This window comes from Microbulbifer agarilyticus S89, assembly GCF_000220505.1.
GTDB lineage: Bacteria > Pseudomonadota > Gammaproteobacteria > Pseudomonadales > Cellvibrionaceae > Microbulbifer > Microbulbifer agarilyticus_B.
This window is the reverse complement of sequence record NZ_AFPJ01000020.1, coordinates 25,305-42,822: the sequence shown is the minus strand read 5'-3', so window position 1 is coordinate 42,822 and position 17,518 is coordinate 25,305. Positions and strand designations below refer to the sequence as shown.

At 57.1% G+C, this 17,518-nt stretch carries 11 protein-coding genes; 6 read left to right on the top strand and 5 right to left on the bottom strand.

Going from position 1 to position 17,518, the window contains the following annotated elements; translation table 11 throughout:
* The first annotated feature begins 3 nt into the window (after positions 1-3).
* Both AS89_RS0105875 and AS89_RS0105870 read left to right on the top strand, forming a co-directional pair.
* Positions 4-2,028, top strand: a complete 2,025-nt coding sequence (locus AS89_RS0105875; RefSeq protein WP_010131517.1) for a DUF3604 domain-containing protein — start codon at positions 4-6, stop codon at positions 2,026-2,028.
* Between the two features lie 78 nt (positions 2,029-2,106).
* Positions 2,107-3,867 (top strand): arylsulfatase, encoded by a 1,761-nt coding sequence (locus AS89_RS0105870; protein WP_202798382.1) that lies wholly within the window; start codon positions 2,107-2,109, stop codon positions 3,865-3,867.
* A gap of 74 nt (positions 3,868-3,941) precedes the next feature.
* Here AS89_RS0105870 and AS89_RS0105865 read toward each other — a convergent pair whose 3' ends face one another.
* Together AS89_RS0105865 and AS89_RS0105860 are read right to left on the bottom strand one after the other, a co-directional pair.
* Positions 3,942-5,510: an arylsulfatase gene (locus tag AS89_RS0105865; RefSeq protein WP_010131515.1), complete on the bottom strand. Its 1,569-nt coding sequence runs from the start codon at positions 5,508-5,510 to the stop codon at positions 3,942-3,944.
* Between the two features lie 49 nt (positions 5,511-5,559).
* The gene (locus tag AS89_RS0105860; protein WP_010131514.1) at positions 5,560-6,603 is read right to left on the bottom strand and encodes an HAD family hydrolase; all 1,044 of its coding nucleotides are present in this window, start codon (positions 6,601-6,603) and stop codon (positions 5,560-5,562) included.
* A 263-nt stretch (positions 6,604-6,866) separates the two neighbouring features.
* On the opposite strand from AS89_RS0105860, the gene AS89_RS0105855 reads away from it, so the two are divergent.
* From AS89_RS0105855 to AS89_RS0105845, 3 genes are all read left to right on the top strand, one after another.
* Positions 6,867-9,239 (top strand): tetratricopeptide repeat protein, encoded by a 2,373-nt coding sequence (locus tag AS89_RS0105855; protein WP_010131513.1) that lies wholly within the window; start codon positions 6,867-6,869, stop codon positions 9,237-9,239.
* Positions 9,240-9,329: 90 nt separating this feature from the next.
* The gene (locus tag AS89_RS0105850; RefSeq protein WP_029249831.1) at positions 9,330-10,859 is read left to right on the top strand and encodes a flavin-containing monooxygenase; all 1,530 of its coding nucleotides are present in this window, start codon (positions 9,330-9,332) and stop codon (positions 10,857-10,859) included.
* 57 nt (positions 10,860-10,916) lie between these two features.
* A complete protein-coding gene (locus AS89_RS0105845) occupies positions 10,917-12,503 on the top strand; it encodes a phospholipase D family protein (protein ID WP_202798381.1) in 1,587 nt (528 codons plus the stop codon).
* A 92-nt stretch (positions 12,504-12,595) separates the two neighbouring features.
* Here AS89_RS0105845 and AS89_RS0105840 read toward each other — a convergent pair whose 3' ends face one another.
* The 3 genes from AS89_RS0105840 to AS89_RS0105830 form a co-directional block, all read right to left on the bottom strand.
* A complete protein-coding gene (locus AS89_RS0105840; protein ID WP_010131508.1) occupies positions 12,596-13,888 on the bottom strand; it encodes an OmpP1/FadL family transporter in 1,293 nt (430 codons plus the stop codon).
* Positions 13,889-13,992: 104 nt separating this feature from the next.
* The gene (locus AS89_RS0105835; protein WP_010131506.1) at positions 13,993-14,784 is read right to left on the bottom strand and encodes a hypothetical protein; all 792 of its coding nucleotides are present in this window, start codon (positions 14,782-14,784) and stop codon (positions 13,993-13,995) included.
* A 236-nt stretch (positions 14,785-15,020) separates the two neighbouring features.
* The gene (locus AS89_RS0105830; protein ID WP_010131504.1) at positions 15,021-15,911 is read right to left on the bottom strand and encodes a DegV family protein; all 891 of its coding nucleotides are present in this window, start codon (positions 15,909-15,911) and stop codon (positions 15,021-15,023) included.
* Positions 15,912-16,193: 282 nt separating this feature from the next.
* Here AS89_RS0105830 and tilS point away from each other — a divergent pair, with 282 nt between their 5' ends.
* Positions 16,194-17,498 (top strand): tRNA lysidine(34) synthetase TilS, encoded by a 1,305-nt coding sequence (gene tilS, locus AS89_RS0105825; RefSeq protein ID WP_081475680.1) that lies wholly within the window; start codon positions 16,194-16,196, stop codon positions 17,496-17,498.
* The last annotated feature ends 20 nt before the right edge of the window (positions 17,499-17,518 follow it).

Genomic DNA, 17,518 nt, shown 5'->3' with positions numbered 1-17,518 from the left:
CCGATGAAAAGACAAACCCTACTGGTCTCCACCTTGGCGGCGGCCATGATGCTGGCAGGCTGCGGCGGTGATAAGGAGAGAGAGGACAAAAATGCCGGTACTGCGTCGGACGGTAACGGTGAAGTCCTGATTCAGGAAGAGTTTGGAAGAGATACCGATAAAGTCACTGGGAATCCCCGTGATACAGGTACCGCCATGGACGCTGAGAGCGGCGCCGCAAATGAGCCTGGTACGACCGACTCAACCGCTCAATCCAAAACAGTGGGGGCATATCCCACGCAGGCGTATTTTGGTGACACTCATGTCCATACCGGGTGGTCGGTCGATGCGGGTATGGATGGTGCGATTCTGTCACCGGAAGATGCTTACCGCTTCGCCCTGGGCGAGGAGGTCAAATCAAATAGCGGCTTGAGCGCAAAGCTCAGCCGCGCCTACGACTGGTTTATGGTCACAGATCATTCCGATGGCATGGGAGTGATCAGCGAACTGGTGGACGGTAACCCGGAAATGATGGCGGATGAGACACTCAAGCGCTGGAACGAAGCGCTCAATTCCGGGGACGAAAAGCGGGCCGCGGATGCCAAGAGTGAACTGATCGTCATGCAGTCGGAAGAGCGTCTGCCAGAAATTGTCATGGACCCCAAGTGGATGCAATCCGCATGGGAGAAAACGGTGGATGCGGCGGAAAAATTCAATAAGCCCGGTGAATTCACTACGTTTATTGCCTTCGAGTGGACCGTCAACGCGGGTGGCGGTGACAACCTCCACCGCAACGTGATATTCCGGGACGACGCCAGTAAAACACGCGGCTTGTTACCCCTGACCACCTTTGAGACCCAGGACCCGGAAAAGCTCTGGCAGTGGATGCAGGCCTATGAGGAAAAAACCGGTGGGCGCGTCTTCGCGATTCCCCACAACGGGAACATGTCCAATGGGCGCATGTTTGAACAGAAGCGCTTTGATGGTTCGCCCATGACCAAGGAGTGGGCGGAATTACGCGCGCGCTACGAACCACTATATGAAGTTACCCAGATCAAGGGGCAGAGCGAGTCTCACCCCAGCCTGTCGCCGGAGGATGAATTCGCGAGCTGGGATTTGTGGGATCGCGGCAACCTGATTCTCAAGCCAAAGCCCGCGGGCTCCTTCAAATATGAATATTGGCGCCCCGCGTTGAAAGAGGGGATGCGTCTGGAAGACGAGCTGGGTGTGAATCCATTTCAGCTGGGCGTTAATGGTGCAACGGATACCCATACAGGGCTCTCTACGCCCGATGAAGATAACTTCTTCGGGAAATTCAAGACCCTGGAGCCGAGCAACAAGGAACGCTGGAAATTTCCGCTACTGAGCGGACCCTCCGATAACTACATGGGGTGGGAGATGGCCTCCGCCGGTACCATGGGTGTGTGGGCGACGGAGAACACCAGAGAGGCAATCTGGGACGCAATGTTGCGGAAAGAGACTTTCGCAACCAGTGGCCCGCGTATGCAGGTGCGCTTTTTTGGCGGCTTTGAATTTACCGGCGCCGATGCTGAATCAGACTTTGTGAAGCTTGGTTATGAGAAGGGCGTTCCCATGGGCGGGGTCGTAAACGGCGACCCATCTGGCAAGAAGCTCGGATTTCTGGTCGCGGCGATGAAAGATCCCGATGGCGCGAATTTGGATCGCATTCAGATCGTCAAGGGGTGGGTGGACGGCCGCGGAAAAACCCACGAGAAGATTTTCAACGTAAAGTGGTCTGGCGACCGCAAACTGGATGGAGAAGGCAATATCCAGAAGGTTGGCGATACCGTGAATCTCGAGACCGCCGAGTATACCAATGATATCGGTGAGGCGGAGCTGGTAGGTTACTTTGAAGACCCTGAATTTAACCCGGCGCACCGCGCGGTGTATTACGTGCGGGTGCTCGAGATACCAACGCCACGCTGGACACTTTACGACAAAGTGAGAAACAAGGTGGAGATGGATAAAGATGTACCAATGGTCTTGCAGGAGCGCGCCTTCTCAAGTCCGATCTGGTACAAGCCGTAAGGAATCCTCACCCGAAGTCCTCGGTGGATTGCACGGATGACTGACTTTCGCGACAAAAATGGTTACATGGAGGTTCATGTGAATAAGTATTTAGCGGCCTTGAGTATTGCCGTGTTGTTGACTGGCTGCTCCGGCGAAGAGGAAGCATCGCAAGCGCAAAAGCAAGCGCTGAAAGCTGACCCAGCAACATCACAATCAAGCGAGGCAGTAGCGCGCACGCAAAAAAGCGCAGGCGCCGAGGTAACCGGAGGCAAGCTCGTGAGCCGCCAGGGCAGCCTGGCAGCGGCAAAGCCGAAACAGCAGGCTGCCCAAACCAGTGACCAGACTGGGGGCAAGCCCAACATTCTTGTCATCTGGGGAGACGACATCGGTTGGACGAATTTGTCCGCCTATGAAAAGGGCGTCATGGGGTATACGACCCCTAACATTGATCGCATTGCCAAAGAGGGCGCGCTGTTCACAGACCACTATGCGCAACCCTCTTGCACCGCGGGTCGTGCCGCCTTTATTACCGGTCAGTACCCCATACGCTCAGGAATGACGACGGTGGGCCAACCCGGTGATGCTTTGGGTCTGCAGCCGGAGTCCCCCAGCCTGGCGGAGGTGCTGAAAGCGCAGGGTTATAGCACCGGCCACTTTGGTAAAAACCATCTCGGGGACCGCAATTCCCATCTTCCAACCAACCATGGCTTTGATGAATTCTTCGGAAACCTGTATCACCTGAATACGCAGGAGGAATCTGAACAACGGGATTACCAGAACTTCGGCAAGCAGTTTTCCGGCGACCTGGAAAAGTACGAGCAGAGCTTTGGTACCCGCGGGGTTATCCACTCCTTTGCCACCGACAAGATGGACAAGACCGAGGACCCAAGATTCGGTGTGGTGGGCAAGCAAACCATCAAGGATACCGGGCCCCTGACGCAGAAGCGCATGCATAATTTTGACAGTGCTGAGGTCATTCCACTGGCACTGAAATTTATGGAGAAAGCCAAGAGTGACGGCAAGCCTTTCTTTGTCTGGCTAAACACCAGCCGCATGCACCTCTACACCCGCATTGATGATGAATGGTTGCAGAAGGTAGAGAAGTACACGAGTGAGGCAGACTACCACGGTGCCGGCATGTTGCAGCACGATCACGACGTTGGCCTGGTGCTGGACTGGTTGGATGAGCAGGGCCTGACCGAAAACACCATTGTGCTGTACAGCACGGACAATGGTCCGGAGCATAGCAGCTGGCCGCACGGCGCAACCACGCCCTTCCGCGGCGAAAAGATGACAACCTATGAAGGTGGCGTGCGGGTACCAATGTTTGCCCGTTGGCCTGGCCGTATTCCCGCGGGGGTTGCGTTGAATGGCATCCAGGGCCACCAGGACCTGTTTACCACACTCGCTGCCGCTGCCGGGGTGCCCGATGTGGCGGAAAAAATGCTGAAGGAGAAGAAGCAGTACATCGATGGCTTGAACAACTTGCCCTACTGGATGGGTGAGGCCGATGAATCTGCGCGCTCCTACATCTTTTACTATTACGAGAGCAAACTGACGGCGGTGCGCATGGGCCCTTGGAAGTTCCACTTTTCCACCAAGGAAGACTACTACGCGAACGTTGTGCCAAGAACCGTACCTCTGGTTTTCAATATTCGCATGGACCCCTATGAAAGTTACGATTCACCGGACTCATACGGTCACCTGATGCAAAAAGTCTCGTGGTTGATCCAGCCTATGGGTGTGTTGATGAATCAGCATTTGCAGACGCTCAAGGACTACCCGCCCGTGCAAGGGGGCAAGACCTTTGATATGTCGAATGTGGTTGAGGAGTTTATTAACAAGCCGCCGCAATAGAGTCTGATAAACAGCAAAGTGCAAAAACACAAAACCCACCGCAAGCGGTGGGTTTTGTGTTTTGAGGACTGAATTCAGTTGCTGCCGCCAGCCCCGGATTTCAGCTGTTCTTCGATTTTCTTCAGGTTGAAGGCACCCGGTGTCTGGCTGGGTGGGTATTCCTCCATCGTTTTGAGGAATTGTGCTGCGAGCTGTTGTAGCGGCACCAGCACGAAAGCCCGATCGAGTAGCCAATCGTAATAGGTATTGGCATTGTGCTGGGCGCGCTCGAAGGGATCCCGGCGCAGGTTAAAAATCAGCGGTACACGCAACTCGGTGAAGGGCTCCATCCACACCCCGAACTGTTTGCCGCGGTTCTCCAGGAACACGGCCTTCCACGCATCGTAGCGCATGGCCACGATCTGGCCATCGTCATTCACATAAATGAATTCACGACGTGGCGACTCATCCGTTTTGCCGGTGAAGTAGTCCAGCATATTGTTGCCATCGATGTAGTTCTTGTAGCTGCGGCCATTCAGGCGCACGCCCTTGAGCAGCTGCTGCTTGATTTCCGGATTGCCCGCTGCGGCAGCAAAAGTCGGCAGCCAGTCTTCATGGGAGACGATGCCATTCAGGGTTTTACCTGCCGGGAACTTGCCCGGCCAGCGCACAAACGCGGGAACCCGGTAAGCACCTTCCCAGTTCGAGTTTTTCTCACTGCGGAAAATGGTGGTGCCCGCATCCGGCCACGTATTAAAGTGCGGACCATTGTCGGTGGAGTAGAACACAATGGTGTTGTCGGCGATCTTCAGCTCATCCAGCAGGTCCAGTAGTTTGCCTACATGCATGTCGTGTTCGACCATGCCATCCTGGTACTCGTTGCTGCTGGGGCCGGCGATGTTTTTGTGCTCCTCCTTCACATGGGTGCGGAAATGCATGCGCGTGGCATTCCACCAGACGAAGAAGGGTTTGCCGTCCTGTACTTGCCGCGTGATAAAGTCCATGGCCGCGGCGAGGGTTTCCTCATCCACCGTTTCCATGCGTTTTTTGGTCAGTGGGCCGGTGTCTTCAATGGCGCCACCCGCGGTCGCCTTTAGCACACCGCGGGGACCGAATCGTTTGCGAAACTCCGGGTTTTTTGGGTAATCGCGGTTTTCCGGTTCCTCTTCCGCATTCAGATGGTAGAGGTTGCCGAAAAACACGTCGAACCCGTGATTGGTGGGCAGGTGCTCGTCGCGGTCACCGAAGTGATTCTTGCCGAACTGACCGGTGGCGTAGCCCTGGCTTTTCATCACCGTGGCAATGGTTACGTCCGACTCCTGCCAACCCTCTTTCGCACCGGGCAAGCCAACTTTCGTCATGCCGGTGCGTACCGGCACGTTGCCGCCGACAAAGGCCGCGCGTCCTGCGGTACAGGACTGCTGGCCATAGTAGTCGGTAAATGACAGGCCCTCTTTGGCGATTCGGTCAATATTGGGCGTCTTGTAGCCCATCATGCCCTTGCTGTTAGCGCTGATGTTCCAGATCCCAATATCATCACCCCAGATCACCAGGATGTTGGGCTTGTCCTGCGCCTGTGCCGCGCCGGTGCAGATCGACAGCAGGGCTGCCGCCGCGAGTGAGACAGGGACCTTTAACAGGTGCCCTAAACGTAGTTTTTTCATGGTTGCCTCCGGCGCAGTGTGGAAGGTGGTTGCTGCTCGTTGATTACTGCTAGTTGGTCGCGTCCGGGAATATCTGACCCCAGTCTCGCTGCATGTCGATGACAATCCAGCCCCTTTCTTTAGCCTGGTCCAGTCCCTTTTCCAGGCGGCCTATGTGTGATTCGCGGTCGTAGGCCCACTCCCGCTTGCCATCGGTGTGGTGCAGCAGCAGGCCAAAACGTGGGCCTTGTCCTGCCGTGCTCCATTCGAGCATTTCAAAGTCGCCGTCGGAATTTCCTGCGGCGAATATTGGGCGCTGGCCGATATGCTGATGAATGCCGACGGGCTTGCCGGCCTTGTCATTAATCAGGTTGATCTCGGCGCGCTTGAGGATTTCCGGTTTGCCGTCGCGCACCTCGTACTCGGCCTTGAGGCTGGAACCCACCACCTGCTCAGGCGGGATGCCGTAGGTCTGCTCAGCGAATACACGCAAAAAATCGATGCCGCCGCCGGAAACGATAAAGGTCTTGAACCCGTTTGCTCGCAGGTAATCGAGTAATTCCAGCATGGGCTGGTAGACCATTTCATTGTAGGGACGGTTGCTTTTCGGGTGGCGGGCGGTCTTCAGCCACTGGGACACATTGTCCGAAAACTCGTCGGCGGTCATATCGGCGTGGGTCGCGGCGATCAGTTTCATCAAGCCCTGTTTGCCGCTGGCCGCCAGCGTATCCAGGTCACCCTTGAGCGCGGAGGCGAATGGCTCCTCGGTTTTCCACTCTGGGTGCTGGGGTGCCAGTTTCTTGATTTGGTCGAGGGCGTAAATCAGCTGGAAGTAGACCGGCTGCTCGGCCCACAGGGTGCCGTCGTTGTCAAAAGTGGCAATACGCCGGTTTTTTGGCACAAAGCCGGGAGAGCCCTCTGTGGTAACTTTTTCGACAAAGTTGACAATAGCTTGTTTGCTCGCGCCGTCGCTCCAGGAAGGTAGCGGGTCGCCGCCTGCAGAAGCAGCGGCGAAATTACCGAAACAGGTAAGGCCGGCCACAAGCAGCCAGAGTAGGCCGCCAATGAGGCGGAGGCGTGTTATGTGCGGATGGCACAGTTGATGCGAAGGCATAGAACTTCCCAAAATACCGCAGTGAAGTGCATGCTTGAGCGGGTCACACTTTCAAGCCTAGTTCGTATTGTTCATTTTTGTGGCATATATTTGCTCATATTGGTCGCATTGGATGATATTTACCTCGCTGGGTGTAACGGCCAACGTAAACGGGCCTTGCCTTTACACCTGTACAACCGGGAGAGCAGGCCGCCTGACTGAAGCAGCTTGCAGGCGTGAGAAGCTATACTGCGTTGAAAATAAAACGATAATTTGGAGACGAAATGCGCGCGCCGATCCTTTTTCTGCTTGCGGTACTCGCCGCCACGGCCTGCGATAAAAACGCCGGGATAGTTGGTGCTGGTGATGGTGATGGTGCTGGTGATGGTAGCGGTGCAGAAGATCTGCCAAAGGCAGGCCAGCAGGTAGCAACTGTGGCGGGACAGACCCCCACAGCGGTAACTGTGGCACAGGGCGAGCAAGGTGCGTCGCCGCAGGCGGACGCCAATCCCGACTACGTGGGCACCGCGCAATGTGCGGCCTGTCATCAACAGGAATTCGACGACTGGCAAAAATCCCATCACGACCTGGCGATGAAAACGCCGGACGCGGAAACCGTGGTGGGTGATTTTGACGACGTTGTCTTTGATTACTTTGGCACCGAGTCGCGCTTCTTCCAGCGCGATGACCAGTACTTTGTGCGCACCGATGGGCCTGACGGCAAGCTGCACGATTATCCGGTGGCCTACACCTTTGGCGTTTATCCGCTACAGCAATATTTGATTGAGTTTCCCGGTGGGCGCTTGCAGGCTCTCAGTCTCTCCTGGGATGCCCGCCCAAAAGAAGAGGGCGGTCAGCGTTGGTTCCACCTCTACCCGGATGAAGAGATCAAAGCCGGCGACCCTCTGCACTGGACCGGTATCAACCAGAACTGGAACTTTCAGTGCGCAGACTGCCATTCCACCAATCTGCATAAAAACTACGATGCAGAATCCCAGACCTTTGCCACCCGCTGGTCGGAAATCAATGTGGGCTGTGAATCCTGCCATGGCCCCGGGCGTGCCCACGTGGAGTGGGCCGGTTTGCCGGAGAGCGAACGCGCGGCGGATAAGAACCAGGGATTCGCACTGCGCTTTGACGGGCGGCGTCAGGCACGCTGGGCGATGGATGCCAAGAGCGGTATCGCACATATCGCCAACGACGTGCATACCCAGGCCGAGATCCCCGTGTGTGCACAGTGTCATTCCCGGCGCGGCACCCAGTTCCCCGGCGTGCGGCCAGAGAATGATTTTCTGGATTTCTTCCATCCCGCCTTATTGAGTGAGGGCCTTTACCACGCGGATGGCCAGATCAACGACGAGGTGTATGTCTGGGGCTCTTTCCTGCAGAGCAAGATGCATGGGGCCGGTGTAACCTGTAGTAATTGCCATAACCCCCACAGCCTGGAATTGCGCGCTAGCGGCAACGATGTGTGCGCCCAGTGCCACTTGCCCACCAAGTTCGATACCGTAGACCACCACTTTCACCCGGTGGGCAGTGACGGCGCACAGTGCGTGAACTGTCATATGACCGACGAGGTGTATATGCAGGTAGACGCGCGGCGCGACCATAGCTTCCGCGTACCGCGCCCGGATCTGTCGGAAAAAATCGGGTCGCCGAATGCCTGCATCGGCTGCCACACCGATGAAACCAACACCTGGGCGGCGGCTGTTCTGCAGAAGAAATTTGGTAAACCGGACCCGCACTATGGCGAGGCGCTGTTTGCCGGACGAATCGGCGCACCGGATGCGGAGAGTCAGTTGCTGAAGCTCGCGATGGATGAGAGCCAGCCTGAAATAGTGCGGGCAACCGCGGTCTCTATGCTGCCAGGTTACCTGTCACAGACCAGCGCCCAGGTATTGCAGGTGATTGCGCAGGGCGACGCAGCCTTGCCGCATTTGGGATTGGCGCAGTCGTTGGATCGGGTGCCGCAGCAGGTGCGTCCGGCGCTGGCGATTCCACTGCTGTACGAAGATGAACGTGTGACGGCCTCGCTTGCCGCCAGCGCCATGGCGGGTGCGCCGCTGGCGAGCTATCCGGAGGAGGTCGGCAAACGCTTTGACCGGGCGATGGCCGACTACCAGGCCGCGGCGGAGTTCAACAGCGACCGACCGGAGAGCCTGGTGAACCTGGCTTCGTTGCGCGGGCGCGAGGGTGATTTGCCCGGCGCTGAGAAATTGCTGCAACAGGCGGTGAAACTCGCTCCGTACTACACGCCGGCGATTATTAATTTGGCAGATCTTTACCGGGGTACTGGGCGCGAGCTCGATGCTGAGCGCCTGCTGCGCGGGGCGCTCAACCGCCCGATCGAAGAAGCCATCCACAAGGCACCACTGCAGCACGCACTGGGTTTATCGCTGGTGCGCCAGCAAAAGTTGCAGGATGCAATGCCCATGCTGCGCGCTGCCGCCGATGCAGAGCATGCTTCACCGCGCTATGGCTATGTGTATGCTATTGCACTGAATTCGGCCGGTGACTCAACGGCCGCAATCCAGTACCTGGAGCAGGCGCTGCGGCGTTTTCCCGGAGACCCGGAGATGATGAGTGCCCTGCTCTCGCTGTACCGGGATACCGGCCAGCAGGAAAAGGCAGAGCAGTTGCGGCGGCAGTTGCAGTAATTTTAACAATCTTCTCGCCCTTCCCCGGGGGAAAGGGCGGTACACTGAGTGCTCGACAACAATAAACGACAATAAAAGCACTTTGTGACCATGCGTACTCAGCATTTCGATACCCTGATCATTGGTGCCGGCCTCTCGGGCATCGGCACTGCCTGTCATTTAATGCGGGACTGTCCCGACACAGACTTCGCAATTCTCGAGCGCCGCCAACAGATTGGTGGTACCTGGGACCTATTCCGCTACCCCGGGGTTCGCTCCGATTCCGATATGTTCAGCTTTGGTTTCAGTTTCCGTCCGTGGAATGGCCTGAAGACCATGGCCGATGGCGAGTCGATCCGTCGCTACATCGAGGACACGGCAGCGGAATACCGGGTGAGCGACAAGATTCACTTCGGTGTGAACCTGAGTGAAGCCAACTGGGATAGCGCACAACAGCGCTGGCAGTTGCTGGGTGAGCGCAGCCGCGCTGCAGAAGAGGGCGGCAACGCCGTGATCGAGCCGGTGCGGTTTACCTGCAAGGTGCTGATTTCCTGCACTGGCTACTACGACTACCAGGCCGGATACCAGCCTGAGTTTCCCGGCATGCACGATTTCCAGGGGCAGTGGATCCACCCGCAACACTGGCCACAGGATCTCGACTATGGGAACAAACGTGTCGTGGTGATCGGCAGCGGTGCCACCGCGGTAACCCTGGTGCCAGCAATGGCAGAGCAGGCGGCCCATGTCACCATGTTGCAGCGCTCACCCACCTATGTGTTGTCGGTGCCGGCGGAAGATAAATTGACCCACTGGCTGAAGCGGTGGATACCCGAGCAGTGGGCCTATGGCATGGCGCGGCGTCGCAACATTACCCTGCACCGCTGGATGTTCAAGGCCGCCAAGCGCTGGCCGCAACTGGTGCGCAAACTGATGCTGCGCGGGGTGCGCAAGGCACTCGGCGAAGGAGAAAGCACAGCCCATTTTACGCCACGCTATGCGCCATGGGATCAACGGCTCTGCGCCATCCCGGATGGCGACCTGTTTGCTGCGATTAATGCCGGCAAGGCGTCGGTGGTGACCGAAGAGATTGATTGCATCACCGAGAACGGCATCCGTTTACAAAACGGCGATCATCTACCGGCCGATATCATTGTTTCCGCCACCGGGCTGAAGCTGCAGCTGCTAGGTGGCCTGGCGCTGAAATTGGATGGGGAAACCGTGGATACCCGTAATCGCCTCACTTATAAGGGGGTGTTAATGGAAGGCGTGCCCAATATGGCATGGGTATTCGGCTATACCAATGCGGCCTGGACCCTGAAAGCGGATCTTGCTGCCGGTTATATTTGTCGATTACTCAACCACTTGCGGGACACGGGGCAGGGCCAGTTTATCGCTGTGGACAATGAGGGCTGTATGGGGGATACCTCGGTGATGTCCGCGTTGCAGTCTGGCTATGTGGAGCGCGCCGATCATCTGTTGCCGCGCCAGGGTACCCGCTACCCGTGGAAGCTGCTGAATGACTACCCGCAGGATCGCAAGATCATGCTGGAAGCGCCCATCGATGACGGCATTCTGGAATTCTCCGCGACACCCGTGGCGGAAAATCACCGTGCGCAGGAGGAAGCCGCGCCAACTGGCTGACACGCAGGCGAATCGACTAGGCTCTAAGTCATCCAGTAATAGCGAGATGACACCAGAATGCCTAGCGTTCGTACCCTGCGACCATTCTTCCTGTGGGCAGTAGTGTTGTTTTGCCTGGCCATTCTATGGGAAGTGATCATGGGCGACAGCCAAAGCTCAACGGAGTCATCGGCTCCGGTCGTAAACAGTCTTGCCCCAGCCACCGAATCGCGTTTGGCACAGGCGGTGCGGCGCGATGGCCAGGGCCAGCCCGATAACTACTCCGGCTTCCACCTGTTGCAGGAGGGCCTCTCGGCATTTGTCGCGCGAGCGGCACTGATTCAGGAGGCCAGTGTCTCCCTCGATCTCCAATATTACATTTACGAAGACGATACGGTTGGTCGCATCCTGACCAGCCTGTTGTTGCAGGCTGCGGATCGCGGCGTGCGCGTACGCCTGCTGGTGGACGATCTGGGTACCCGTGTGGACAACCCGTGGATCTCGGTTCTCGACCAGCATCCCAATATTGCGATTCGTATTTTCAACCCCGTGGCGGGCCGTTCGGGTATTGCGCGAGGCATCGAGCAGGCACTGAATTTTGGTCGCATAAACCATCGCATGCACAACAAACTGATGGTTGCCGACGGATTGCTGATGATTACCGGCGGACGCAATATCGGTGACGGCTACTTTTCCCATGCGAATGTGGAATTTTTTGATGTCGACGTGCTGGCGATTGGCGCGGTCCTGCCGCAAGCCTCCCGCATCTTTGACGAATACTGGAATTACAAAGTTTCAGTACCCGTGGCGCGGCTACCCCTGTCTGCGACGGACGAGCAGACACTGGATCAGCTCCGGCAGGAGGTCGCGACCTTTCTCGCCAATGAAGCTGAGTCGGAATTTACCGAGGCGCTGAAAAATTCTGATTTCGCCAAGGCGCTGATCAATGATCAGGTCGCCTTTCAATGGGGTCCCGCAGAGCTGTATGCCGACCCACCATCGAAGGCGCTCAAGCGGGATGAGATTCCGGTCGAGGAATTTCCCGGTTACCAGCTGGAGAAAGTTATCCGCAGCGCACAGCAGCGGCTGAATATCAGCAGTGCCTATTTTATCCCCGGTGATGTGGGCAGTGCGTTGTTTGCTGAGCTGGAGCGGCGCGGCGTGCAGGTGAAGATTCTCACCAATTCACTTTCCAGCAATGATGTGGCGATTGTGCACGGTGCCTATGCGCGCTACCGGATACCGCTTCTGCGAAGCGGCGTGGATCTGTGGGAGTTGCGCACGGTCGCAGGCCAGGAACGGCGTAAGAACTGGTTTCATGGCAAATCGAGTGCAACGTTACACGCCAAGACATTTGTGATTGACGAAGACCGCGGCTTTGTCGGCTCGATTAATCTGGATAGCCGCTCAATTATCCAGAACACCGAGATTGGCCTGTTGATGGAAAATACAAAAATCAATCAACAGCTGTATCAGCTGTTCGCAGAATGGGTTGCGCCAGACTCCGCCTGGCACCTGGTGCTTAATGACAAGGGTGAGCTGCGCTGGCAGGCGCAGGATGCGAAGGGCGCACCCATCGAAACCGATGTAGACCCGGAAACCAGCTGGTGGCAAAGAAGCCTCAGCTGGCTGTTATCCTGGCTGCCTATTGAAACCCAGATATAAAATTTTATCTGGGTGCATCGGCACAGTGTCTGTAGGTCAGTATGGGTCGCGGTCTCGGTTAATGCGAAAGCACCGTTAACACGAAAGCACAGTTAAAACGAAAGCTGCAGAGACGTGCCTAAAAACTGTATGTTCGCGTCGTCGTAGGTGCCCTGCAGGCGCGGGCTGAATGGGGGGCGGCCTTGCTGGTCGATATCCACATCTCCCAAAGACACGTAGTTATACCCGATATCCATGGTGAGCCCTGGGCAGAGTTCCTTGCCGGCACCGAGGCCCAGGGTCCAGGTTTTGTTGGTGACCGTGTCGGCAGTGACCGAGGACGTGTTTTGCATGCCGCTTTCGAGGGCAATACCGGTGGAGAGGTACCAACCACTCAGCATGCCCTTGTCGAATTCATGGCGAATCCCCAGTGCCAGGGCACCGGTATCCTGATAACCGCGGTCTACCTTGATGGTTGTTTGCAGCGGGTCGCCGAGTTCCAGTGAAACACCGGCGTAGTCGGACCACTCCTGCCATGCGAGGTTTGCGTAGAAGGTGGTGGCGTCGGTCATTTCTTGTTGCAGGCTGGCGGTGAGCGTTGCGGGAACATCCACGTCAATCTGTGTACGGATACCATCGAAGCGCTCAACTGCCGGCGCAAACAGCGGGCCAAAGTCCCTCAGCCGCAGGTTGTCGCGGAAGTCGAATTCGACTTTCGAGGTGTAGCTAATACCAAACGTGGTACCGGATACCGGTCGATACATGATCCCCGCATTGGTGCCGTAACCCAGTTCCAGATCTTTAAAACGCAGAAAGGCGTCCCCCCCGGCGAGACCCGCGCGGGGTGCGGACTGGTAACTGAGGTAGCCCACCATGGCATTCAGGCCTACCCCCACAGAAAGGCAGTCGTTTACCTGCCAGCTGAGAGAGGGGATCAGGCTCATGCCAAGCAGGTCAACATTCTGCACGAAGCGTCGCCCTTTCCACGCATCGTTGTAGTCGAGGCCCAGGCCGAAATTACCGGCCATGGCAAAGCCCCAGCCAATATTTTCGGCAAGTTTGCCGGCGGCGAAAGCGCCGGTGCCCGGAAACCATCCCAGTGCGTTGCCGCCATCATTGCCGGGCACATTACTCTGCCCGTCGTCGGTAAATTCAATATCACCGTAGAGGGCCTGCGCCGCACCGCGCACATCCATACCTTCACGCCATACAGTGCCCGCCGGATTGGTAAATGCGGTAGCGGCATCCTCCGGCATGGCCGCCCAGCCGGCGCTGGCAGTACCGAGAGTTGGGGTACCAATTTGCCAGAGCATGATGCCGCCGGCGTGCGCTGCAGGGGCGCCAGACACGGCAAGTGCCGCGATGGCGAGGGGCAGGTACTTGCGAAGGGGTGTATTGCTCGGCATGTTCAATTTCCTCTGGCGTATTCCTCTGGCGTATTCCTCTGGCGTAACTATCGATCGCACCAGATGTATGTCGACAAATTTTGATGTTCTCCCCAACTGCTCCGCTATTTCGGGAACAGCATCACCCAGTTCAGGCGGAACCCCCACTCCTGTGCGCCCGTCTCAGGATTATCTACGTAGTAACGCGGCCCGGCCTGTATCTGATACGTCTGGTCGCCCACCTCAAATACCTTTGCCACCAGGAAATGCACCGGCGCATTCCAATGCTCTGTTTCCCAGGAGTAAGTGCTTTCACTTTGCAGGGTAAACGTCCACGCATTGGGGGTGTTGTAAGCAAGGAATGGCTGGATAAATGTGTTATTCACATCATTGCGGTTATCACTGCCAGCAAAAGACCACACGTGGTTGACCAGGCTGCCGATGGTCCAGGGGCCTGTCTGCTTGAGCACGACCGCCGTGGGGCCGATGCCCCATTTTTCCGCACCTAATAGCGGCTCCGTTGCCGTTGGTAGCAAGAACACCGGGCCAACGCCCCAGGTGACACCGCCTGCAGTGGGTTCCCTGGGGGAGAAGAACAGGCTCTGTACCGTGTCGCCCAAGCCTGTTTGCTCGCCGCTGCCGGGGAAAATAGCTTCCTGGTTGATGACCGGGATAATGGTGCGATTGATCAGGTTCAGGTCTTCGGTGAGTTCAAATGGAATGACGGGCTGGATATTCAGCCGGTATGTGCGCCCACCCTCAATCGGTCCCACCCGGTTGTCGAAATTGTGCTGGAAAGGCAGGCTGATCAGATCGGAAATTGGGTTGCTGAGCTGCTTGGCGAGACTGCTGTCGTCGGCAGCATGCGCAATGCAGAAAATCGCGAAGGCAAAACAAGCGATGAAACAGCGGTACATCTACATCACCAAATTGGTAGGTTCGGAAATAACTTCCGTCAGTCTAGATGTATCCGGCAATATTTGAGCGGGTTTGGCATTGCGGTCAACCAGCGGAGAGAAAAACGCGCTGGAAGTCGCAATGGGAGCTGGATTGCGTGTCCTGTAAAGAGTCGCACTGGGTCGGGTCGAGAAGCCTGCAAGATGCGGCCGGCCATGAAATCACCGACACGCATCGCGCAGAGGGAGGCTGGAGGTTACTTGGTTGCTACCGCGAGAGCGACAGTGTTCGGCCCCAAGTTGATACCGCCGGACAAACTCATTACCGAGCGGTAAATTTTTACATTGTGCTTCTCGGCGACTTTTTCAAATTCTTTAAAGCCCGGGACTATATCCAGATTTTTCAGCGGCCCCGCGATACTCACGACCACGGCGGGCATCAACAGGTCGCCGGCGGCCATTTTTTCTTCCGCTAGCTGAAACAGGCGACGCGTGCATCCGTCGTAACCTTTCACCGTGTCGGCTACCGCAGTGCCTTGGTAGGTCATGGATACAATAGGATGCAGGTCCAGCAGACGCGCAAAGAAGGCTTTCAGCCAACTCACACTTTTGTCATTTTTCTGGCGAGCGCGCTCGCGCAGGTAGTAAACGTCTTCGATCGCGGCGTAGCCCACCATCTTGCGGCCGAACTCTTCGGTGCGCGATTTGATTTGCGTGCCAGTGAGTCCCTTTTGAATCAGCGATAGGGTGTACAGTGCCAACAGGCCCTGGCCAGAGAACAGGGTGTGTGAATCCACTGCACTGATTTGCGCATCGTCATTGTTCAGGCGCTTGGCTACGTTCACCGCATTGGCGTAGGTGGGGCTGTTGGCGCCATTGATCGTCTGCACCACAATGTCCTTGTGCCCCTCGCGCAGAAGCTTTGACAAAATGGTATTGATTTCATCTTCGCTGGCGGGGCCGGAGGTCACCTGATGGGAACGGCCGACCAGGTTCAGGGAGTAGAAGTGATTCATCTGCGCCGGATTGCGCTGATCGCCAAACTGGTCTTTGCCCACGCTGACGCTGTGGGGAAGAACCGGGATCTTGTACTTGCGCAAAAAATCATCAGGCAGGTCACAGCCGGAGTCGACAACTAACTGAACCATGTTGGTGCCTCTTATAATCTGGTCCAATGAGGGGTGTTTGGCGCGAAATCTAACACTGTGGCGCGGTATTTTACAGGTCGCCCGAGGGCGAATTACCGAAGCTAATGTGACCGAAGAGTTCTGGTGTTGGAGTGGCTGTCACCTGGACGAGCAAAGCGCGATCTCATGCGGAGCCATCTGAGGCGACTGCGTGACGGAAGTACGCTTGCAGTTGTCTTCCGCGGGGCCAGCGGCAAGATATAATCCCGTGCTACATCTATCGCCTGTGGAAACCCTTTTCCCATGACGGAAGTCACACGTCATCTTTTAGAGACCCTTCGGACTGCATTGCGCGGTCAACCCGCAGCTGGGCGTTTGTGGCTGGGGTATTCTGGTGGGCTGGATTCCTCGGTTCTGATGCGTCTATTGGTTGAGGCCGAGATCCCGTTTACTGCACTTCACATACATCATGGGCTAAGTGCTCAAGCCGATGCCTGGCTGGCACACTGCGAGTCGGAGGCGACAAAGCTCGCCGTACCCTTTGTGGCGATGAAAGTGGCAGTGGACCGCAAACGCGGTGGTATCGAGCAGGGGGCTCGGGAGGCGCGTTATACCGCTTTTGCACACAAAATGGACACCGGTGATCAGATCTTGTTGGCGCAGCATGGCGATGATCAGACGGAGACATTCTTGTTGCGCCTGTTGCGCGGCGCCGGCGTGCTGGGCTTGGGCGGTATGGCGCAGCACCGCGGGATCGGTGCAGTGGATGAAGGGAAATCGCTCTTGCGTCCTTTATTGGGGGTGAGTCGCGCGGAGCTCGAGCAATATGCGGCAGTCAACGAGTTACGCTGGATCGACGACGACAGCAATAGCGATATCGCTTATGACCGAAACTACCTGAGAAGTCAGGTTGTTCCCAGCTTGCGGTCGCGCTGGCCGCTTAATGCGCGCGTTGCCCAGGCTGCCGAGAATATGCGTGAGGCAGCAGGATTGCTCGAGGAACTCGCCGGAGAGGACTTGTGCCGGTGTGGCCTGCGCAGGGAACCCTTTGGCAGCAGTATCGACCTGCCGATTTATCGCGCGCTGTCGGCGCCGCGTAAGAAAAACCTGTTGCGGGGTTGGCTGGCCGGTATGGGCGCGCAGATGCCAGAGGCTGCCCATCTTGAGCAGGCGCTCTCCCAACTCGACGCCCGGGACGATGCCGCCGTTGAGGTACACCTGGGGGAGCGCGCTCTGCGCCGCTATCGTGATCGCCTGTATCTCACACCACAATTACCCCGTCTGAAATCAACCGCGGGAGAGAGTGAATGGTTTTGGGATGGCACGGCCACGTTGGCGTTGCCCGGGGGGTGGACGCTCAGTCCCAGCCCCGCGTGGCCTGCAGGCGAATACGCCGTGCGCTTCCGCAACCATGGCGAACGGGCGCGGCCGCGAGAGCGGCATCACTCCCAGACCCTGAAAAAGCTGCTCCAGGAGTACGGTCTTCCCCCCTGGCTGCGCGATCGGGTGCCGCTTGTCTCCCGGGCAGGCACCTTGCTGGCAGTGGGCGACCTTTTTGTTACGGCGGAAGGCCCCCCGAAACCGCCAATCTGGACGTTTTTGGATTGAGCAGAAAACCGCTTTCTGGT